The sequence below is a fragment of the Clostridium sp. AF32-12BH genome (genome assembly GCF_003477935.1).
Classification (GTDB): Bacteria; Bacillota; Clostridia; order Lachnospirales; family Lachnospiraceae; genus Brotaphodocola.
This window is the reverse complement of the sequence record NZ_QUEH01000013.1, coordinates 1-20,110: the sequence shown is the minus strand read 5'-3', so window position 1 is coordinate 20,110 and position 20,110 is coordinate 1. Positions and strand designations below refer to the sequence as shown.

Genomic DNA, 20,110 nt, shown 5'->3' with positions numbered 1-20,110 from the left:
TTATTCCCGTTGGTTTGCCAGATTACGCATCCATGCCCGCCAGCGAAACCTTAGAACATCTTACCGTTCCAGCCGGATCTGGTTTGAAACACCAAGTACCATTCCCATTTCCATCATAAGGAACAAGACGGAGGTACCTCCGTAACTGATGAACGGCAGCGTGATTCCGGTGTTCGGGATGGTATTGGTTACTACCGCGATATTTAAAATAACCTGGATCGCAATATGCGCCATTACCCCGACTACGATCAAAGCGCCCAGAAGATCCGGTGCGTTGTTCGCGATCAGCATAAACCGGTAGATCATAAACAAAAAGATGAGAATGACCGATACCGCCCCGAAAAGTCCCAGTTCTTCGCAGATAATGGAGAAGATCATATCATTCTGTGCCTCCGGCACAAATCCCATCTTCTGGATACTCTCTCCAAGTCCCTTGCCGAACAATCCGCCGGAACCAATGGCGTAAAGTCCCTGCAGCACCTGATATCCGCCATCCATAGGGTATGCTTCCGGGGACAGCCATACATGGATACGGCTCAACTGATATGGCTTCAGCAGCTTGATCTTTTCCAGAAAGATTGCAAGCGGACCAGCCGTAGCTACCGCCAGAAGTGCCATAGCACCGCAGGCATAAAAAGGCCACTGCTTTTTGCATGCCACAAACAGCATCACAAAGGCGATTCCCATGATAATGATACCGGAACTTAAGTTGTTCGCTGCAACAATTCCGGCGATCGGGAGTGCAAGTCCCATCACCTTCGCCATATTTTTCCAGGTATTGACGCTGGATCCCATACGGGTGATGAGAACCGCCAAAAAAACGATCAGGGCAATTTTTACAAACTCCGTCGGCTGGAAACTCAGCGAGCCAACACCAAGCCAACGCTTTTTACCGTTTACTTCCCGCCCAAACAGGGTTACCGCAACCATCAGCACATAGGATAACAGATACGCAAACATGGAAAATTTTGCATACCAGTGGTAATCCAGTTTGGAAATCAACAGTGCCAGGACCAGACCGCCTGCTGCGACCTTAAGCTGACGCATCATAAAGAAACCGGCATTGTTATATTTGAGCTGTGCTGTGTAAGAACTGGCGCTGTAAATCATGACCAGTCCAAACACCGTCAAAAATATGATACAGAACAACAGGCTGTAATCATAAAACCGTTTCGGCCGGTTCTTCTTTGCCATATCACTCCTCCTACAGGTTTTCTTGTAACTGTTTTAAGACCTTCCTAAATTAGAGGTTTCTTACACATTCCTTGAAAATCTCACCGCGCTGCTCGTAGTTGTCAAACATGCCCCAGCTTGCGCACGCCGGAGATAAGAGGACATTGTCCCCTGCATTGGCATAAGCGGCACAGACGCGTACAGCCTCTGCCATATCCTCTGCATACATAATATCAGTAAAGCCATGGCTTCTGGCACACTCTGCGATCTTGTCGCGGGTCTGACCGATCAGAACCAGATATTTTACCTTATCGCCAAATTCCTCGATCCACTCGTCATACTCGCTGTGCTTGTCATAACCACCAGCGATCAGAACAGTCGGACCCGGCATCGCGCGGATTGCCTGAATGGCAGCATCCGGGTTGGTTCCCTTGGAATCGTTATAATAACGGACCCCGGAACGCTCCAGGACAAACTCAATCCGGTGCTCCACTGCCTGAAACTCCTTTACGGCTTTGCGGATGCAGTCCATCGGCACGCCCATGCGGATGCTCATGGCTACTGCCGCCATAACATTCTCATAATTATGCTTTCCTAACAGCTGCATATCGGTTTTTACATTCAGGATTTCCTCAGTCTTGCCGTCATGCGCATAGATCATGGTATCTCCGTCCAGATACATACCGTCTTTTAAGGTCTGGGTGCTGGAGAAAAAGATAACCTTCGGCTTTAAGTCCTTCTTCTCGCCAAACTCGCGCAGTACTTTATCGTCGTAGTTTAAAACGATGCAGTCGTCTTCGGTCTGGTTCACTGCAACACGCTCTTTTACTTCAATGTAATTTTCCATGGTTCCGTGACGGTTTAAATGATCCGGCGTAATGTTTAAGATTGCGCTCACATTCGGATGGAAATCCATGATGGTCTCAAGCTGGAAGCTGGAAACCTCTGCAACCGTAACCGATTTCTCGGTCGTATCCAAAGCAACTTCCGTGTACGGGATACCGATATTTCCGACCACAAACACCTCATCGAAGAACGTTTTCATAATGGCGCCGGTCAGCGCTGTGGTCGTGGTTTTTCCATTGGTTCCGGTAATGGCGATCAGTTTGCCCTTTGCCACATGGTATGCCAGCTGGATCTCACTCCAGATCGGAATTTTCGCCTCATCCAGTACCGGTACAAACGACGCATCCAACGGGATTCCCGGGCTGATAATAGAAAGCTCCACGCCTAAAAGATCCGGTCTGGTCAGTTCTCCCAGCACGATCGTGATCTTTGCATCTTCCTCAAAATTTTCCTTAATCTTCTCCGGATCCAGCTTGTCGTTGCCATCGTAAAGTACAACCTCGCCGCCCATGGCAAGAAGAAGTTTTGCTGCTGCAATACCGCTCTTTCCGGTACCTGCCACCAATACTTTCTGACTCATCTCATATACCTCCTGTCCTTTCAAAGATGTTATATTCCCAAGTATGCCACCAGGCAGAGCAGTGCAGTCACAATCGAAAATACTGCAACCACCCTGGTCTCAGACCAGCCGCCCAGTTCAAAATGATGATGGATCGGCGCCATGCGGAAAATACGTTTTCCATGGGTAGCCTTAAAGTAAGATACCTGCATGATAACCGATAATACTTCAACCAGATAGATCAGACCGATGATCGGAATGAATAACGGCATCTGCATCATAAATGCGCTGGATGCCACAAATCCGCCTAAAGCCAGGGAACCGGTGTCGCCCATGAAGACCTTGGCCGGATATACGTTAAACAGCAGAAAGCCAAGAAGACTTCCTACTACGGCTCCGGTGATCGGGCTGATGCCGCTGTTTTCCCCAATGGAAATGATGGTCAGAAATGTTGCAACCAGAATGGTCACACTGGTGCATAGGCCATCCAGACCATCGGTAAAGTTTACGCCGTTGTCCGTTCCAAGCACAACAAAGAAGACAAACGGAATAAATAAAAAGCCTAAATTTAAATAAATGCCATGTTCGAAGCCGCCGGTAAACGGCACCAGCATGGATGTCTCCACTTCGCCGGAACACATCAGATAATACACAAAAATTCCGGTGATGATAAACTGGCCGATCAGCTTCTGGACCGGATTTAAGCCCTCGGAACGCTTCATGACGATCTTGATGTAGTCATCCAGAAAACCGATGACACCAAACCCCACAGTCATAAATAAGACCGGAATGATGCGCGGGTAGTCACGGATGTACAGCAAAGAGGTGATCACCACCGCGGTTAAAAATACCAGTCCGCCCATCGTCGGGGTGCCCTGCTTCTTTAAATGTGCCTGTGGACCGTCATCGCGGACCTGCTGTCCGAATTTTAACTTATGCAGAAACGGGATTACGATCGGACAGAGGATCGCGCTGACTGCAAATGCGATAATGATCGCAAGAATGGTTTCGTTAATCATGATACTCTCCTAAGTTTTCTATGTATTTTGACATATCTATTAGTATACGTCTTTTCTATTTCCTTTGCAAGGCTGTTTCCTGCACAATTCCCAGATACGGCAGGATATTCTGGAACAGATCCGCAATGACCGGTGCCGCAATCGTTCCTCCATAATAGATTCCCTGCGGTTCATCGATCGTGATCAGCGCAATGACCTGCGGATCGTCCGCGGGGGCAAACCCGACAAACGAAGAAATATATTTTTTCAGGCTCCGCGGCAGTTTTTCCGAAGTTGCTGTCTTACCGCCAATGCGAAAGCCCGCCACCGCTGCCTTCTTTCCGCTGCCCTCTGCTACCACCTGTTCCAGCACATAGCGCATGGTTTTGCTGGTCTCTTCCGACAGGATCCGGCGTCCCTCCGGCCAGGAAAAACGGTGAACAAAGCTCTCATCCGCTGCCACCGCCTTCACGCCAAAATGCGGTGTCACCCGCCTGCCTCCATTGATGATGGAAGCAGCTGTAGTGATCAGCTGGATGGGCGTGATCTGAAAGGACTGCCCGAACGAAACCGTGGCCAGCTCCACCAGTCCCATATGTTCTTTTTTATGCATGATCGTGGATGCTTCACCCGGAAGATCAATGCCCGTTTTTTCGCGCAGACCAAACTGTTCAAAATACTGGCAGTAACGGTCAATCCCAAGGCGCTGCCCCACATCGATAAAAACCGGGTTGCAGGAATTCATGGCACCCTGCAAAAACGTTTCGCCTCCGTGTCCGCCCACCTTATGACAGCGGATTTTCCGGTCTTCCACAATTCGAAATCCCGGGCAGGAAAACTGGTCTGTCAGCGACACCACACCGGCCTCCAGCCCAGCAGCCGCCGTAATGATCTTAAACGTAGAACCAGGTTCATAGGTATCGTTGATCGCCGGATTTCTCCACATCTGATTTAAAAGTTCCTGCTTTTCTTTCGCCGAAATGCCCGGTGGTTCTTCTGTATTCAGTGTGAACGGATCGTTGAGATCAAATTCCGGAACATTGACCATTGCCAGAATTTCCCCATTCTGCGGATTCATCACGATCACCGATACTTTTTTTGCGCCTTTTCGCTCCATAGTCTGACGTGCCGCCTGCTGGGCATACTGCTGGATATTCACATCCAGACTTACGTACAGATCTGCTCCCGCCACCGGCTCGATCCGCTCTTCAAACGCATTTTCCAGTTCCACCCCCGCTGCATCTGCCATCGTAAGGATCGTACCGTTCGTTCCTTTTAAAACTGACTCATAAGAGACCTCAAGACCGATGATTCCCTGGTTGTCTCCTCCGGTAAATCCCAGAACTTTGGATGCCAGGCTGGAAAACGGATAATAGCGTTTGTAATCCTCATCCACCTTTACTCCATCCAGATGAAGTTCCCGGATCGCATCGCCTGTTTCTTTGTCAACATTGGTCCGGATAATCTCACGGGAACTGCGTTTTTCCACCTTTTTCCGGACCGTCGCCTCCTCCATCCCCAGTTTTTCGCATAAACTCCGAATAACCAGCTCTGCATCTTTCACCTGATTATGGATCACGGAAATGGTACACACCGTCCGGTTTGCCGCAATGACCGTTCCATTGGTATCCAGGATCCTGCCTCTGGCTGCCTTAATGGTCCGCTCTCTCTGATGCAGATCCTCTGCCATCTCACTGTAGTGGTCTGCCCGGTATATCATAAGAAACACAAGCCGCCCTGTCAGTCCCGCCATGCAAAGACACAGCAGGAAAAACAGGACGGCTATCCTTCTCCGGTGATGAGTCAGAAACGCATTTCTGTTTTCATGCTGCGTAAACAAGATTGGATACGCGCCCATGCCGGCTCCTTAAACAGTCATTATTCTATTCCTATGAAGATTTTAAAGGTTCTATGCGTAAATCAGCCGGCATTCCATGCAAAACACCGCATGATTTTATGCCTGCTATTATCATGTTTTCCTGTACATGCATACGTGCCAGGTAAAACATTACGTCCCGGCAGCAGAAGTGGCACTCATGGTTTCCCGCTCCTGCCCGGCAGAGGACTCTGCCGTTCCTGCCGCACTGCTTTGTGTGCTCTCCGAACTGCCTGCCTGTTCCTGCCCGGATTCCGTATTTCCAGAATTTTCTGCTGCGCTGCTCTCCGAACTGCTCTTGGCACTGCTACTCTCTGTACTTTCTTCCGAAGCAGAAGACTCTGGAACATTCTGAACCGGCGTCACGTAACCGCTGCCGTCACTCTCTCCGCTTCCATCATCCGCGCTGCTCTCCGGCACATCTTCCGGAAGGTCGGAGTCTGCTCCAGGTTCTACATATTCCTCTGTCTCATACACCTTCGGCTCTGCCTCGGTCTCCGGAACTACCCCCGTATTGTCGGTAATGCCCTCTGCCTCCGGCAGCTGCGTCGATGCCTCGCTCTGCTGTGCCTCAAAATCTACAGACGGGAATACATTCAAATAAGGAAGAATGTCACCCATGATCTTGGAAAATACGCCGCTGGCGTAAGAACTGTGCGCCTGATCTTCTACATGCGGGGTATCGATCGTGACATATACCAGCACCTGCGGATCATGCGTCGGTGCAAATCCACAGAAAGAAAGCAGATAGTTCTTTGCGGAACGCGGGATTTTCTCTGCGGTACCGGTCTTTCCAGCGATCTCATAGCCTTCTACAGCCGCTGCTTTACCGGTTCCCTCAGAAACCGTGCGGAATAATGCATCTTTGATAAAGCTGCTGGTCGACTCGGAAACCGTCTCACGCACCAGCTTCGGTTTTACTTCCTTCACAACCGATCCCTGGTCATTTAAGATCTGTTTGACGACATGCGGCTCATAGTAAGAACCGCCATTGATCACGGAACAGTAGGCTGCAGCCATCTGGATCATGGAACAGTTATAGTTCTGTCCAAAAGAGTTGGTTGCCAGGTCTGCAGAGTTCATCTGATCCGCACTTCGCACCAGACCCTTTGCATCGGCCTCACCCGGCAGGTCAATCCCGGTTTTTTCGCCGAATCCAAACGAGCTCATATAACGCGCGAAAGTCTGCGCCCCTGTCTTGGCTGCAATCTGCATCATGGCATCGTTACAGGAAACCATCAAAGCCTCTGCAACTGTCAGCATGCCGTGACCGCCCTTTTTGTAAGCGGTACACTTGATCTGGTGTCCCGCCACTTCCTGGTAACCATCGCAGTAAAAGGTATCGTTCGGAGAAATAATTCCCTCCTCAAGCGCCGCTGCCACGGTAAAGATCTTCGACGGAGAACCTGGCTCATAGGTATCACTGACATCGTAGTTACGCCATTTCTGGTTCCACGCTACCTGAAGTCCGTAGGAACGGATCTCATCCGACGAGAAATGCTCTGGCACCTGTTCGATCGTGATGGTGCTTCCATCGGTCTTCTTGTGCTGACGGTTATAGGTCTGCATTGCCTCCTTTAAGCCAAGTTCCCGAAGCGAATCTTCGCTGAAACTGTCTGCCGCACTTCTCGGATTATTTAAGTCAAACATGCTGTCATTCGCCATGGCAAGCACTTCACCGTTATTCGGATTCATGACCACAACGCCCACATGCTCGGATCCTGTCTCTGCCATCCATTCATTGATCCGCTTTTCTACTGCATTCTGAATGTTCACATCGATACTGGAAACCACTGTGTTTCCATTCTGCGCAGGCTTAATGACTCGTTCCAGGTTGGAATCGTCATTCAAATAACCGTATTCCCGGCCATTCGTGCCAATCAGGGAATCGTTGTAGGACTGCTCAATGCCGCCGTTTCCCGAACCTCCGTCGCTGGTAGCAAAACCAACTACGTTGCAGGCCAGGGAATTGTACGGATAGATTCGTTTAAACTCATCCTCAAACCAGATGCCCTTCACACGGGCCTTGGAATCTGCCTTGGCATTGACCTTGTTTGTATCGGACTGGTACTGTTCAAATGCCTCTTTCTGGTCATAAGAAAGCTGTCTGGCATAACGCAGGTACGCCTTGGCGGAATTGTCCCGGATCAGATTGCGCATCTCGGTCTCATCATAGCCAAATACCGTTGCAAGCGCTGTCACGGTCGCATCCAGATAGTCCTCTTCCGCAGACATGATCTGTTTTGCGTCGATGATCAGATTGTACACCTTTTCTGTCGTTGCCAGATAGGTACCGTTGCGGTCCACGATATCGCCCCGCCGGTACGGAAGCACACGGCTGTCGTACTGCTGCTGGGACAGCACAATCTGGTTGTAGCTGTCCTGTTTTGTCGTCATGATGTGATACAACACATAGATTAACGCAAACAAAGCCAGCGTAATCACAATGACCGTGACCGCCAGCTTTTCCTGCATATATGTTGTGAAGATCCGGCGCACACCGGATCTTCGTTTTTCCCCCGTCTGTGAATGCTGATTAGTGTTTTGGGATGTCCTCATATTGTCTTACATACTCACTTTCCGTTTTATCATATAATAGCACCTGATTACGGTTGGCATATACCATGCCGAGTTCCTCTGTAGCAACTTTGTAAATATGGTCCAGATCCATATCGGTATTGATACGGGTCTGAAGGGCATCGTTCTCGGAGCGAAGCTGCTCCAGTTCCTGTTCCAGTCCCTCAATGTTGTGGATCTTGGCGGTCATGGAGGACTGCACATGCAGATACCCTACGCAGATATACAGCGTACAGATTGCTGCCAGTGTCAGCATGATCACGTAAGGCAGATCCATCTGAAGTGCCTTTTCCTGATTTCTTCTGACAGTATGGCTCATATTCTGGCGGTACTGCACAACTCTCCGTTCTCTTGTCCGTTCCCTCTCTGCTGCCACATTTCTGGCGGCAGTTCCATACACATAGCCCTCTCTTGCTGCTCTGTGCGAAGCCATACTCATTCCTCCTTTTTCCTCTTACGTAACATTCCCTTTTTATATTTCTGATTCTGTATCTTACATTTTCACGGTGCCGCTGCTTTTCCAGCACCAGTCTTATGCCCGTTCAAATACACGGAGTTTTGAACTCTTCGAACGCTTATTGTACTCCAGTTCCTCTTCTCCCGGCACGATCGGCTTTCGGGTGATCACCTTTCCTTTGCTCTTTCTGCCACACATGCATACCGGAAATTCCGGCGGGCAGATGCACGGGTTTTCATTATCCCGGAAGCGTTTTTTCACGATCCGGTCTTCCAGTGAATGGAACGTAATGATGCTTAAACGGCCTCCCGGATTCAAAAGATCAATCATCGTATCAATCGAGCGGTTTAATACGTCCAACTCATGGTTTAATTCAATCCGGATCGCCTGGAACGTCCGTTTTGCCGGATGTCCGCCCGTAGCCCGGATCTTGGCCGGAATCGCTGCTTTGATGGTCTCGATCAGCTCTCCGGTCGTCTCGTAAGGTTTTTCCTCACGCTGCCGCACAATATGTTTGGCAATATTCTTCGCGAAGCGGTCCTCGCCGTAATCACGGATAATACGGTAAAGTTCCATTTCGCTGTAGGTATTTACAATGTCTGCTGCAGTCTGGGTATTCCGCTGATCCATACGCATGTCAAGCGGAGCGTCCTCCCGGTAGGTAAAGCCTCTGGATGCTGTATCCAGCTGATAGGAAGAAACCCCAAGATCCAGATAAATGCCGTCCACTTTTTCAATTCCTAAATCATGAAGCACGGAAGCAATGTTTTCGTAATTGCTTCGAACAATCGTGACCTTATCCTGAAATTCAGAAAGACGCTCGGATGCAGCCGCGATTGCATCCGCATCCTGATCGATGCCGATGAGACGTCCATGCTCTCCCAGACGGCTGCAGACCTCATGGGCATGTCCGCCTCCGCCAAGTGTTCCGTCCACATAGATGCCGTCCGGTTTGATGTTCAGACTGTCGACCGTTTCATATAATAATACTGATTTGTGTTCAAATGCCATTTAAATTCCAAGACCCTCCATATTCTCTGCAATTTCTTCCATATCGTCGTAGGTATTCGACTGATTCCAGTTATCTCTGCTCCAGATCTCAATCCGGCTTCCTACACCGACTAACACTGCGTCCTTTTCGATCTTGGCAAATTCCCTTAACACGGCCGGAAGTAAGATCCGTCCCTGTTTGTCTACTTCACAGGTGGTAGCGCCCGCAAGGAAAAAGCGGGAAAACTTTCGTGCGTTTGCATTGGTGAGCGGCAGAGCATGTAATTTTTCTTCCAGAGCTTTCCACTCTGTATTTTCATAGACGAATAAACAGCCATCGAGTCCTTTCGTTACCACGAATTCGTCTCCAAGCTGTTCCCTGAATTTGGAAGGGACAATTAACCGGCCCTTCGCGTCCACTGTATGATTGTATTCACCCATGAACATACTCAATCACCTGCTTCGTTCCTGCACTGCACATTCTCCAAATGGTTCCTGTTCACGCATGTGTACCCAGGAAGCAAAACGTACCCTTGTCCTACACTTTTGTACCATTCCGAACCACTTTGTGCCACTTTCCACCACTTGTAACATAAGTTTAGTACATGCGTAAGAAAATAGCAAGGTTTTTTCACAAAAAAGCAATGGAAAATCAAGGAAATCCACAAGCAGAAGTCATGCCATTGGCATATTTCCAATATGCAATGCAAAAAAGAGGAGATATCCACCCGTCTTTTGTGAATATCTCCCCTGTAAAGTTTGTGAAACAAATGTTCAGGAATTTTATTTTTCAGTATTCCATGGCTATGTAGATCTCGATCAGCCGGTCAAGCTCTACACTCTTTTCATAAATATAGCGATAATCTTCTCCATTTTCAATACTGCCGTCCAGTTTTTTTCTGGCCTGTTCAATGCATACCACCAGTTCCTCCTTGGAAATTTCCATGCCTTTTCCCTCCAGGTATCCGGCGACACAGCTGTCTGGTTAAAAAGCCTCTTTTCCCGCTGTATCCGGTTCAATGTGTGACATGTTTTACGGCATTTGTGATTTTCATTCTGATTCTGCAATGTTCTTTCTGCCATGTTCCAGATGACTGGCCGCAGAATTTTGTTACTGTTTGTGCAAATGTGACGAGGAATCGTTTCTGCCGTGCCAGATCAGGTTGCCTGCTGCTACTAGAATCAGCACCAGGGACAATGCCTGGGAAACCGGAAAACCGGTTCCAAATAAGATCAGCTGATCCGTCCGCAGACTCTCAATCCAGAAACGTCCCAGTCCATAACCGCACAGATAGATCCAGAGCATCTGTCCATCGTACTGTTTCTTTTTCCGGAACCAGAGCATAAACAGAAGCAGGCACAGATTCCAACAGGATTCATAAAGAAACGTCGGATGTACCTGAATGAACTCCACTCCATTTTCCACGATCTTGTGACTTAAAACATCTGCATTGAGCATATTTTCGTTCACCAGCGAAAGTTTGATCCGCATAGCCAGCAGACTGTCTGTATAGCCACCAAAGGCCTCACAGTTAAAGAAATTTCCCCACCGGCCAATGATCTGTCCCGTGACCAGTCCCAGTACCCCCGTATCTGCCATGGAAAAAAACGACATTTTTTTCACGCGTGTATACACGATCATGGTGATGGTTCCGGCGATCACACCACCATAAATTGCAAGACCTCCCGCACGCAAATTAAAAATCTGAAGTAAATTTTCTTTGTAATAATCCCACTCAAAAACCACGTAGTAAATTCTCGCACCGATAATGGAACATATAATTGCATACAGAGCAAAGTCCAGATATAATTCGGGATCCTGCCCCCTCCTTTTCGCATCTGACTGGGCGATCCATATGCCCGCCAGCATTCCGATTCCGATGATGATGCCATAAAACGCAATCCGGAATCCGAATACTGAAATACTGTTTTTCAGATGCTCGATCGTAATTCCGAGATGTACAAAACGGATGTCTGCTCCGTTCATTTTCCGCTCTCCTTTCAACGCTGTCTCTATTTTAATGCCTATAAAGGGCAAAGGCAAATAAATTCGTACGACTTATTTCGCCCTTGTTCGACAGCTTGTTTTTTAATATATGATATGGTGTTGAAGTCAAAAAGTTTTTCTTCATCTGTCATACCAGATTGCCGCACAGATATAATGGTATAAGGAAAGAGAGAAAAAAGCAAGGAAATTTGGCTAATTTATTTTTTATTACGACTGTTTTATAGAATTCCTCTGTAACTTTTTGAAACCCAGTCGATATGACCTCGATTTTCAGATACGTATCCAAATAGATTTTGCCTGTCTGGCAAAACAGCTCATAAAATATGAGCCGAAATATTGTCATGCCTCTTCCCGGATTTCATCCGCATGTTCCCGGACATATTCTTCCATGTACAGATTATACATCATATAGCGTTCCCGCATTTTTCGACTGTTTTTTATTCGGCGAACGGAATTCTGAAGCCGTTCTACAAATGGATCCGCGTAGTCAGCTTCACTTCCGAACAAATCAATAATTTTATTTATACTCTTTCGTAATCAGCAATTCCACTGCGAGCCTATCCTGCAGCCGTCCGCTCTTCACTGCTTCTTCTGTCTCCACGCAGGAGTCCACGTACGAGAGAATCTGCTCCCGGCTGAACTGTCTGGCCTGCGGCATCACCTTTCCTACTACAAACGGCTGCATTTTCAGCTTCGATGCGATGGTTCCCTTGTCCATGCCCTTTGCCATCAGTTCTTTTACCTGCAACAGCTGGTTAAACTGTCTCGCGATCAGAAAGAGAATACGCATTGGCGGTTCTTTTAAGGTCAGGAGGTCTTCGTAGAGGTCCATGGCTTTCCGGGTCTGGCGGTTTACGATAGCTGCCACCATGTCGAAAATGCGGTTTGTGACCTGCACCGTGCAGACCGCCATGACATCTTCATCGGTGATGACATCGCGCCCCAGCGTGTAGCTGATGACCTTTTCCAGTTCCATGCGGATGTTTTCCATGTCATCCCCGGTCATGCTTAAAAATAAATCCATCGTGCGGTTGGTGATCTTTTTCTGCTCCCTCGCCAGAATTCCGCCTGCCCATCTGGCTAACTGGGCACTGTCCTGGCGGTTTAGTTCTGCGGCGTAACCCATGTCCTTAACTTTCTTGTAAAGACGGTTGCGCTTATCCACCTCAGTCTCCACAAACAGCAAGATGGTGGTGTCCGGCATGGACGGAAGATACTGCACCAGGGCATCGGATGCACTTTTGAAAAATCCGCTGTCTTCGATGAGAATAAGACGGCGCTCCGCAAAAAATGGCATGGTATCTGCCAGACGGATCAGCTCGTCTACATCGAGACCTTTGCCTTCGAACCGCGCAAAATTCATGGTGTCCTCGCCGATGATGGCTTCTTTTAAGCGGTTTTTGTAGCTGTTTTTTAAGAAAACTTCTTCTCCATATAAAAGATAGATCTGTTTAAACTGTCCTGTTTTGATATCCTGATTCAATACCTGCATGAAACGTTCTCCATTTCTTTTCTCTCGTTCGCGCCAAGGTGCAATTCCTTTGTATCATAACACAGCGTAAAAACGGATACAAGGCTGCAATTCACAGACAATCTGCCTAAACGATGCACCTGGACACGAAAGAGCCGTCGGATCTTCTCCGACGGCCCCTGCCCTTATCTCATATCCTGTTTTTTATGTTCGATCACTCTTTGGTTACCAGGGTATCTACGTTCTCCTGGGTTACCAGCTGGTTGTCCAGAACGACATGAGCTTCTACTTCTTTGCCTTCCAGATAATCATACGCGGTGTTCAGGATTGCTTTTCCAAGGAAGAACGGCGGCTCTGCAATGGTAGCCTCAACGCGTTTGCCCTTGATTGCTTCCAGTGTATCATCGATTGCATCACAACCTACTTTTACGATGCTCTCGGTTCTGCCTGCTGCATCCATAGCTTCCAGTGCACCTAACAGCATTTCGTCATTTGCTGCATATAAACCATCGATCTCCGGGTTTGCCTGAAGGATGTTCTCCATAACGCTCATTGCTTTCGCACGGTCAAAATCTGCAACCTGGCAAGCTACGATTTCCATATCCGGATTCTCTGCAATCACAGAGTTGAATCCTTCGGAACGCTGCTGTGCAACGTTGGTTCCCATGATTCCCTGAAGCTCTACGATCTTGCCTTTTCCACCAAGGGAGTCTACAAGAAACTGTCCTGCCAGTTTACCGGATTTGATTGCATCGTAACCGATGTGGGAAACCACATCGCCGCCATTGGCTTCGCGGTCCATGGTGAATACCGGAATGCCTGCCTCGTTGCAGGCTTCGATGGAAGAAACAATTGCATCGGAATCACAGGTATCGATGATGATTGCATCCGGATTCTTGGTAATCAGGTTCTCTACATCCTTCATCTGGATGGTCGGGTCGTCCTGTGCATCAGTAATATACAGTTCAATTCCATGCTCATCTGCAGCCTTCTGAACGCCGTCTTTTACGTCTACGAAGAATGGGTTTGTCTGGGTGTTCATAGCCAGACCGATGACATAACCACCGTCTTTCTTCTCTGCTCCATCCTCAGTTTTTGCTTCGTCCTTGCTTTCTTCTGCCTTTTCCTCTGCTTTGGTCTCGGCCTTTGTCTCAGCCGGCGCATTTGTGGAAGAACCAGAACTGCATGCGGTTAATCCTGCACATACCATTGCCATTGCCATGAAAGCTGCTCCCAATCTTTTTCTCATAAATACACTCTCCTTTTTATTTTCTCCCCGCAGGGATTATTTTTTTGTTTCGTTTTTCTTTACTCTGCCTTTGCAGACAGATCTTTTACTTTCTTATCTACCAGAACTGCGATCAGAATCACTGCACCTTTTACGATGTTAGTCGCATGCGGGTTTACGTTCATTAGCGTAAGGATGTTATCGATGATACCCATGATCATAGCACCTACAACCGTCGGCAGTACGAAACCAACACCGCCGCTTAAGCTGGTTCCGCCAAGGATTACGGCAGCGATCGCATCCATCTCGATGCCGGTTCCGCTGGTAGACTGTGCGGATCCAAGACGTGCGGTCAGAATCAGTCCGGCCATGCCGCACATCAAGCCATTCAATGTGTAAACCAGAAATTCGCTGGTCTTTACGCGGATGCCGGAAAGACGCGCTGCTTCCCGGTTGCCTCCTACTGCATAGACACTGCGTCCATAGGTAGTCTGGGTCAGAATATAGTGAGCCAGCAAAAATACTACAATCAGGATGATAACCGGAACTGGGATTCCTGCAATGCTGCCTTTTCCGAAGAACTTATAAGAATCTACTTTGATCGGAATCGGAGATCCTTTTGTATAGACAAGAATCACACCGCGAAGCAGAGTCATCATGCCAAGGGTTGAAATAAACGGTGGAATTCCGCATACGGATACGAAAAATCCATTTACTGCGCCGCAGGCCACACCGACAATCAGGGATACGGCTACTGCTGCGGCTGTATTGCCGGTAGAGGCTAACACTCCGGATGCCAGAACGCCAGACAGACCCAGAATCGATCCAACGGACAGATCAATGCCTCCGGTTAAAATTACAAATGTCATACCGCATCCCACAATTCCTGCTACCGTGATCTGCTTAAATACATTGAACAGGTTTGTCACACTTAAGAAACTCGGGGACAAAATTGTTGCAAATACACAGATTACAAGAAGGATCAACACGGAGCGATAGATATTAATCTGATTGATTAATTTTTTCTTATTCATTTTCACTGACTCCTCCCGATGCATAAGCTAATATTGTTTCCTGATTCATCTCTGATTTATCAATTTCCAGGACGGTATATCCTTCCCGCATGATCACCACGCGGTCACTCATACCGATCACCTCCGGCAGATCTGTCGAAATCAGGATAATGCTCTTGCCCTGCCGGGTCAGTTCATCCATGATCTGATAAATTTCTGCTTTTGCGCCTACATCGACACCTCGTGTCGGCTCGTCCAAAATCAGGATGGAAGGATCTGCCTCCAGAACCTTTGCAAATACCACTTTCTGCTGGTTTCCGCCACTCAGTTTTCCGGCAAGCTGGGCCGGACTGCTGATCTTGATGTTCAGACGTTCTACCTGTGCATTGATATTTTCGGTTTCCTTCGCTTTATTCAGATGACCACCTGTACTGATTTTGTCTAACGATGACATGGAAACATTTTCCCGGATATTCCGAATCAGAACCAGTCCTTCCTGTTTTCTGTCATCGGATACAAAACCAATTCCTGCTTTCAGGGCTTTTCTCGGAGAAGAACAGTCTTTCGTTTCTCCATTGATGATCACTTCCCCGCTTGTCATTGGAAGAGCTCCATATACGATTTTGGAAAGCTCGATCGTTCCGGAACCAAGCAGTCCTGCGATACCAAGAATTTCTCCGCGGTGCAGCTTCAGACTCACATCGTGAACGCCCTTACCGTTTACCTTGCGAAGCTCCATGGCTACATCCTGTTTTTCATAATTCCGCTTCGGGTAGAGGTTGGTCACACTGCGGCCAACCATCATGGATACCACATCATCATAGTCGGTTTCTCCAATGCTCTTGGTCGCAATGTACTTTCCATCCCGAAATACGGTAAGCCGGTCTGAAATCTGGAAGATTTCATCCATTCTGTGGGAAATATATAAAATGGAAATTCCCTTTTCCTTTAATTCTGCAATGATCCGAAACAGGATCTGAATTTCTTCATCGGTCAAAGCCGCGGTCGGCTCATCCATAATGATGACTTTCGCGCCAATTGTCAGGCACTTTGCAATCTCTGTCATCTGGGATTCCGCAACCGACAGATTTTTCACTTTGCTGTGGCTGCTGAATTTCAGTCCCAGGCGCTTCAAAACTTCATCCGCATCCTGGTAAAGTTTTTTCCAGTCCACACTTCCAAACTGGGTCCTGGGAAGTCTTCCAAGATACATATTTTCTGCCACGGAAAGCTCCGGAACCATATTAAATTCCTGATAAATCATGGCGATTCCCATTTTTTCAGCTTCCTTGGTTGAATGAAATACCACTTCCTGATCCTGGACATACATGTGACCGGATGTATACCCCTGCGCGCCTGCGATGATTTTCATCAGCGTTGATTTTCCGGCTCCGTTTTCTCCGCAGAGCGCATGGACTTCTCCTTCCCTGACATCCAGTTTCACTCCATCCAAAGCCTTTACGCCTGGAAATGTTTTCACGATATCTTCCAGCCGTAATACAACACGATCCCCCATTTTCCGCCTCCTTTGGATTTCCTGATAACTAATAAGCACATCCTGCTGTCAGGATTACATTGGTATAGCCCGTAAACTCTCCCGTAAGGATAATGGCCTTTGCATCTGCACTTCTGGCTTTTAATTCTGTATGCGGAATATACTCGATCGGAAGATTTTCCGGAAGCAGTGCTTTCGCCTTTTCATGAAATTCCGGTGTCACACTGAGTGCTTCATCTGCAAACGTTGCTTTTTCTACCACGATATATTTCAAGATTTCTTCCAGTACATCCAGATAAGCCGGATCTCCCGGTCTCCAGCCAAGATCGATTCGCTCTACCCCTTTCGGAATCGGAAGCCCTGCATCACCAATCACCAGCGTGTCTTTATGACGCAGTTCTGCAAGCACTCTTGCCAGCTGTGGATGTAAAATTCCTGTTTTCAGCATAAATCTTTCCCCCTTAATTTTTATGCGTATTTAAAAACTCATCGATTTCATTTCTGAGTGGCATGGCCGGAGTCGTGCCGATCTTCTGAACAGAAAGCGCAGCCAGTGCATTTGCGAAATTCGCTGCTTCCCAGATGTCCTTATCCTCGGCCAGTGCTGCAAGAAGACCTCCATTGAAAGCATCACCTGCCCCGGTCGTATCAACTGCATCTACTTTATATGCCGGAATGATTCCCTTTTTCTCTCTGGTATTGATGTAAACGCCTCTGCCGCCCAGTGTAATGAGCACACGCTTTACACCTTTTGCAAAGAACCACTCTGCCGCCTTGTCTGCCGCTTCTTCACTGTCCACCTTTACTCCGGTGAGAATCTCTGCCTCCACCTCATTCGGTGTGATCAGATCAACCTTACTTAACACTTCATCGCTGATTGGCTGCACCGGTGCGGTATTCAGAATCACCTTCACACCCTTTTTGCAGGCGATATCCACAATACGTTCTACCGAAGACACATTCGTCTCAAGCTGGGTCAGCAGATACTCTGCCCCATCCAGAAGGTCTTCCAGGGAATCCACCTCCGCATCGGTAATGGTGTTGCAGGCTCCTAAGATAACAACGATCTCATTCTGGCTGCTGTTCTCGTCTACCATAATAAGGGCACATCCGGTTTCGGTATCATCGGAATATAAAACCCTGTCTTTCTTCATACCGAGCTCTGTCATCGTGTTCAATGCAATATCCGCAAAAGAATCACGCCCGAGTTTTGTTACCATCGTTACATCGGCCCCCGCTTTATGTGCGGCAACACCCTGATTAAATCCTTTTCCGCCCGGTCCCATCTTAAATACCGTTCCCTTGACGGTTTCACCAGGTGCCGGAAGGTGTGGGGTTCTGCCCATCAGATCCACTACAAAACTTCCAAATACAACTACTTTTTTCCCCATACGACATTTCCCTCTCTGTTCAGTCTTCTTTTACAGCAGCACAACTCCGTTTCCTGCTCCGATCCGGTCTGCTCCGGCTTCTACCAGTGCTTTTGCAGCTTCCGGTGTGCGGATACCGCCGCTTGCTTTTACCTTTGCACGGTCCCCAACCGTTTTTCTCATCAGTGCCACATCTTCTACGGTAGCACCGCCTGTGGAGAATCCGGTAGATGTCTTCACAAAATCTGCACCGGCCTTGACAGAAAACTCGCATGCACGTACTTTCTCTTCATCAGTCAGAAGACAAGTCTCAATGATCACTTTTACGACTGCTCCTTTGGAAGCTTCCACAACTGCACGGATATCTTTTTCGACATAGTCATCGTCTTTGTCTTTCAGGGCACTGACGTTGATCACCATATCCACTTCGTCTGCTCCGGCTTTTACCGCCTCGGAAGCTTCAAACGCTTTTGCCGAAGTCAACATTGCTCCCAGTGGGAATCCTACGACGCAGCAGGTCTTAACCTTGCTTCCTTTTAACTGTTCAGAAACCAGCGGCACAAAACAGGTATTGACACAAACGGATGCAAATTCATGTTCCTTCGCTTCATTACAATAGCGGATAATCGTCTCTTTTGATGCATCAGCCTTTAACATGGTGTGATCGATCATGTGATTTAAACTCATAATACCCTCTCCTTTTCCTTGTTGAATTATTGTCAATGTGTAATCGGTTACACATTGATGAAAAGAAAAATGTGTATCTTACTACACATCATTTCTTCTATTTTCACTTTTCCATATGAACTCCCCGTTCAGAACCTCTGAGTACAACCTGATATGGGACCAGAATGCGTTTTCCCCTCTGACGGTTTTTGCTGTCCGCGAAGCACTCCATGAGAAGTTTCATGGCCTCAGCCCCCTGTTGCTTTGCATCGCGCTCCACGACAGAAAGTTTGTAATCAATGACACGGAGTGTCTCGATATCATCAAATCCTAATAGTGCGATTTCCCGCCCCGGAACCATGCCGCATTCTGTCAGACATTTCAAACAACCAAGGGTCGATTCGTTGTTGGAGGAAAAGATTGCTGTTGGCGGATCCGGCTGTTTCAAAAGAGATTTGGCGGATTCATAAGCTTTCTCGCGTTTAAAATCTCCGTATGCGATATAATCTTCCCGCACAGGAATCCCTGCATCTTCGAGAGCCTGTTTATAACCTGCAAGCCGTTCTTTTCCCGGCTTTGATGTGCTTGGTCCGGCAATCACTGCAATCTTTTTGTGACCATTCTGAATCAGTGCGCTGACTCCATCGTAAGCTCCACCGTAATTGTCCACAAACACGCCGTCAAAACGTGCTCCCTTGATATCGCGGTCAATCAATACCACCGGAATCCCGGATTCTTCCAATTTAATCAGGCTGTCCTTGGTTTGCGTATCCAATTGGGAAATCGGTGCAATAATCACACCCTTAAGTCTCTGACTGATTGCTACATTCAGCGACTCGTGTTCTTTGCTCAGCGTTTCGTTGGTTCCAAAATATACGATATTGTAGTGAAAGGCATCCGCCACATCGCTGATTCCGCTGATCGCCTTAAAAAAGAATTCATTTTCAATATCCGGAATAATAACTCCGATGCTGGGATTGTCCTTAATACTTAAGTTTCTGGCAAGCGCATTGGGAACGTAATTATATTCTTCCACTGCTTCCAGTACTTTTTTTCTTGTTTCTTCTTTTACGTAACCTGAATTATTCAATACTCTTGAAACAGTAGCAGAAGAAACTCCTGCACGCCTAGCCAGTTCTTTAATGTTCATTTTTAAGGTCCTCTTTCGCTCTCGATTTAGGAAACCGATTACATATATGATATTACCATACAAACTGGTAAATGTAAACACTTTTTTGTGATTATGCACAATTTCCTAATTTCTCATATTTTTCCTGTATCCACGTTTATTCTATCATCAATTTTGAGGAAATCAAAGAGCTTTCTTTTCGGAGTCCAAACGCCCTAAAATGAAAATTTAAATTCCACTTCTCCAAATGGCGG

Annotated in this window: 18 protein-coding genes; all 18 read right to left on the bottom strand. The window is 47.6% G+C overall.

Going from position 1 to position 20,110, the window contains the following annotated elements:
- Nucleotides 1-60 precede the first annotated feature (60 nt).
- Nucleotides 61-1,194: an FtsW/RodA/SpoVE family cell cycle protein gene (locus tag DWZ40_RS13190; RefSeq protein WP_118543476.1), complete on the bottom strand. Its 1,134-nt coding sequence runs from the start codon at nt 1,192-1,194 to the stop codon at nt 61-63.
- A 49-nt stretch (nt 1,195-1,243) separates the two neighbouring features.
- Nucleotides 1,244-2,599 carry a UDP-N-acetylmuramoyl-L-alanine--D-glutamate ligase gene (gene murD / locus DWZ40_RS13185; protein WP_118543475.1) on the bottom strand — a complete coding sequence of 452 codons (1,356 nt, stop codon included), beginning with the start codon at nt 2,597-2,599 and terminating at the stop codon, nt 1,244-1,246.
- A gap of 29 nt (nt 2,600-2,628) precedes the next feature.
- Nucleotides 2,629-3,597 carry a phospho-N-acetylmuramoyl-pentapeptide-transferase gene (gene mraY, locus DWZ40_RS13180; RefSeq protein WP_118543474.1) on the bottom strand — a complete coding sequence of 323 codons (969 nt, stop codon included), beginning with the start codon at nt 3,595-3,597 and terminating at the stop codon, nt 2,629-2,631.
- 55 nt (nt 3,598-3,652) lie between these two features.
- Nucleotides 3,653-5,329, bottom strand: a complete 1,677-nt coding sequence (locus DWZ40_RS13175) for a penicillin-binding transpeptidase domain-containing protein (protein ID WP_118543548.1) — start codon at nt 5,327-5,329, stop codon at nt 3,653-3,655.
- Between the two features lie 255 nt (nt 5,330-5,584).
- On the bottom strand, nt 5,585-7,927 hold the full coding sequence (locus tag DWZ40_RS13170) for a penicillin-binding transpeptidase domain-containing protein (protein ID WP_243035335.1): 2,343 nt from the start codon (nt 7,925-7,927) through the stop codon (nt 5,585-5,587).
- Nucleotides 7,928-7,988: 61 nt separating this feature from the next.
- Nucleotides 7,989-8,462: a septum formation initiator family protein gene (locus DWZ40_RS13165; protein ID WP_243035334.1), complete on the bottom strand. Its 474-nt coding sequence runs from the start codon at nt 8,460-8,462 to the stop codon at nt 7,989-7,991.
- 99 nt (nt 8,463-8,561) lie between these two features.
- A complete protein-coding gene (gene rsmH / locus DWZ40_RS13160; RefSeq protein WP_118543471.1) occupies nt 8,562-9,497 on the bottom strand; it encodes a 16S rRNA (cytosine(1402)-N(4))-methyltransferase RsmH in 936 nt (311 codons plus the stop codon).
- Nucleotides 9,498-9,923 carry a division/cell wall cluster transcriptional repressor MraZ gene (gene mraZ / locus DWZ40_RS13155; protein ID WP_118543470.1) on the bottom strand — a complete coding sequence of 142 codons (426 nt, stop codon included), beginning with the start codon at nt 9,921-9,923 and terminating at the stop codon, nt 9,498-9,500. It lies immediately after the preceding gene.
- Nucleotides 9,924-10,266: 343 nt separating this feature from the next.
- Nucleotides 10,267-10,422, bottom strand: coding sequence for a Spo0E family sporulation regulatory protein-aspartic acid phosphatase (locus DWZ40_RS13150; RefSeq protein WP_118543469.1), 156 nt, complete (start codon nt 10,420-10,422; stop codon nt 10,267-10,269).
- A 165-nt stretch (nt 10,423-10,587) separates the two neighbouring features.
- Nucleotides 10,588-11,463 (bottom strand): prolipoprotein diacylglyceryl transferase, encoded by an 876-nt coding sequence (gene lgt, locus DWZ40_RS13145; RefSeq protein ID WP_118543468.1) that lies wholly within the window; start codon nt 11,461-11,463, stop codon nt 10,588-10,590.
- A 538-nt stretch (nt 11,464-12,001) separates the two neighbouring features.
- Nucleotides 12,002-12,976 carry a DNA polymerase III subunit delta gene (gene holA, locus DWZ40_RS13135; protein ID WP_118543466.1) on the bottom strand — a complete coding sequence of 325 codons (975 nt, stop codon included), beginning with the start codon at nt 12,974-12,976 and terminating at the stop codon, nt 12,002-12,004.
- 193 nt (nt 12,977-13,169) lie between these two features.
- Entirely contained in the window at nt 13,170-14,204 is a 1,035-nt protein-coding gene (locus DWZ40_RS13130; RefSeq protein ID WP_118543465.1) for a substrate-binding domain-containing protein, read from the bottom strand.
- Between the two features lie 59 nt (nt 14,205-14,263).
- Nucleotides 14,264-15,217, bottom strand: coding sequence for a ribose ABC transporter permease (locus DWZ40_RS13125; RefSeq protein WP_347560087.1), 954 nt, complete (start codon nt 15,215-15,217; stop codon nt 14,264-14,266).
- Nucleotides 15,210-16,712, bottom strand: coding sequence for a sugar ABC transporter ATP-binding protein (locus tag DWZ40_RS13120; RefSeq protein ID WP_118543463.1), 1,503 nt, complete (start codon nt 16,710-16,712; stop codon nt 15,210-15,212). Before DWZ40_RS13120 ends, DWZ40_RS13125 begins: the two co-directional genes overlap by 8 nt.
- Before the next feature lie 28 nt (nt 16,713-16,740).
- A complete protein-coding gene (rbsD, locus tag DWZ40_RS13115) occupies nt 16,741-17,139 on the bottom strand; it encodes a D-ribose pyranase (RefSeq protein WP_118543462.1) in 399 nt (132 codons plus the stop codon).
- 13 nt (nt 17,140-17,152) lie between these two features.
- Nucleotides 17,153-18,082, bottom strand: a complete 930-nt coding sequence (gene rbsK, locus DWZ40_RS13110; protein ID WP_118543461.1) for a ribokinase — start codon at nt 18,080-18,082, stop codon at nt 17,153-17,155.
- Between the two features lie 30 nt (nt 18,083-18,112).
- Nucleotides 18,113-18,748, bottom strand: coding sequence for a deoxyribose-phosphate aldolase (gene deoC, locus DWZ40_RS13105; protein WP_118543460.1), 636 nt, complete (start codon nt 18,746-18,748; stop codon nt 18,113-18,115).
- 103 nt (nt 18,749-18,851) lie between these two features.
- Entirely contained in the window at nt 18,852-19,877 is a 1,026-nt protein-coding gene (locus DWZ40_RS13100; RefSeq protein WP_118543459.1) for a LacI family DNA-binding transcriptional regulator, read from the bottom strand.
- Nucleotides 19,878-20,110 lie beyond the last annotated feature (233 nt).

What these genes read in the sequence shown, in the direction of transcription:
- DWZ40_RS13130 (WP_118543465.1), bottom strand. Translation starts at nt 14,204, where the DNA reads ATGAGAAAAAGATTGGGAGCAGCTTTCATGGCAATGGCAATGGTATGT.
- mraZ (WP_118543470.1), bottom strand. Translation starts at nt 9,923, where the DNA reads ATGTTCATGGGTGAATACAATCATACAGTGGACGCGAAGGGCCGGTTA.
- murD (WP_118543475.1), bottom strand. Translation starts at nt 2,599, where the DNA reads ATGAGTCAGAAAGTATTGGTGGCAGGTACCGGAAAGAGCGGTATTGCA.
- DWZ40_RS13190 (WP_118543476.1), bottom strand. Translation starts at nt 1,194, where the DNA reads ATGGCAAAGAAGAACCGGCCGAAACGGTTTTATGATTACAGCCTGTTG.
- mraY (WP_118543474.1), bottom strand. Translation starts at nt 3,597, where the DNA reads ATGATTAACGAAACCATTCTTGCGATCATTATCGCATTTGCAGTCAGC.
- deoC (WP_118543460.1), bottom strand. Translation starts at nt 18,748, where the DNA reads ATGAGTTTAAATCACATGATCGATCACACCATGTTAAAGGCTGATGCA.
- DWZ40_RS13100 (WP_118543459.1), bottom strand. Translation starts at nt 19,877, where the DNA reads ATGAACATTAAAGAACTGGCTAGGCGTGCAGGAGTTTCTTCTGCTACT.
- DWZ40_RS13120 (WP_118543463.1), bottom strand. Translation starts at nt 16,712, where the DNA reads ATGGGGGATCGTGTTGTATTACGGCTGGAAGATATCGTGAAAACATTT.
- rbsK (WP_118543461.1), bottom strand. Translation starts at nt 18,082, where the DNA reads ATGGGGAAAAAAGTAGTTGTATTTGGAAGTTTTGTAGTGGATCTGATG.
- DWZ40_RS13170 (WP_243035335.1), bottom strand. Translation starts at nt 7,927, where the DNA reads ATGCAGGAAAAGCTGGCGGTCACGGTCATTGTGATTACGCTGGCTTTG.
- rbsD (WP_118543462.1), bottom strand. Translation starts at nt 17,139, where the DNA reads ATGCTGAAAACAGGAATTTTACATCCACAGCTGGCAAGAGTGCTTGCA.
- DWZ40_RS13150 (WP_118543469.1), bottom strand. Translation starts at nt 10,422, where the DNA reads ATGGAAATTTCCAAGGAGGAACTGGTGGTATGCATTGAACAGGCCAGA.
- holA (WP_118543466.1), bottom strand. Translation starts at nt 12,976, where the DNA reads ATGCAGGTATTGAATCAGGATATCAAAACAGGACAGTTTAAACAGATC.
- rsmH (WP_118543471.1), bottom strand. Translation starts at nt 9,497, where the DNA reads ATGGCATTTGAACACAAATCAGTATTATTATATGAAACGGTCGACAGT.
- DWZ40_RS13165 (WP_243035334.1), bottom strand. Translation starts at nt 8,462, where the DNA reads ATGGCTTCGCACAGAGCAGCAAGAGAGGGCTATGTGTATGGAACTGCC.
- DWZ40_RS13175 (WP_118543548.1), bottom strand. Translation starts at nt 5,329, where the DNA reads ATGGCGGGACTGACAGGGCGGCTTGTGTTTCTTATGATATACCGGGCA.
- DWZ40_RS13125 (WP_347560087.1), bottom strand. Translation starts at nt 15,217, where the DNA reads ATGAATAAGAAAAAATTAATCAATCAGATTAATATCTATCGCTCCGTG.
- lgt (WP_118543468.1), bottom strand. Translation starts at nt 11,463, where the DNA reads ATGAACGGAGCAGACATCCGTTTTGTACATCTCGGAATTACGATCGAG.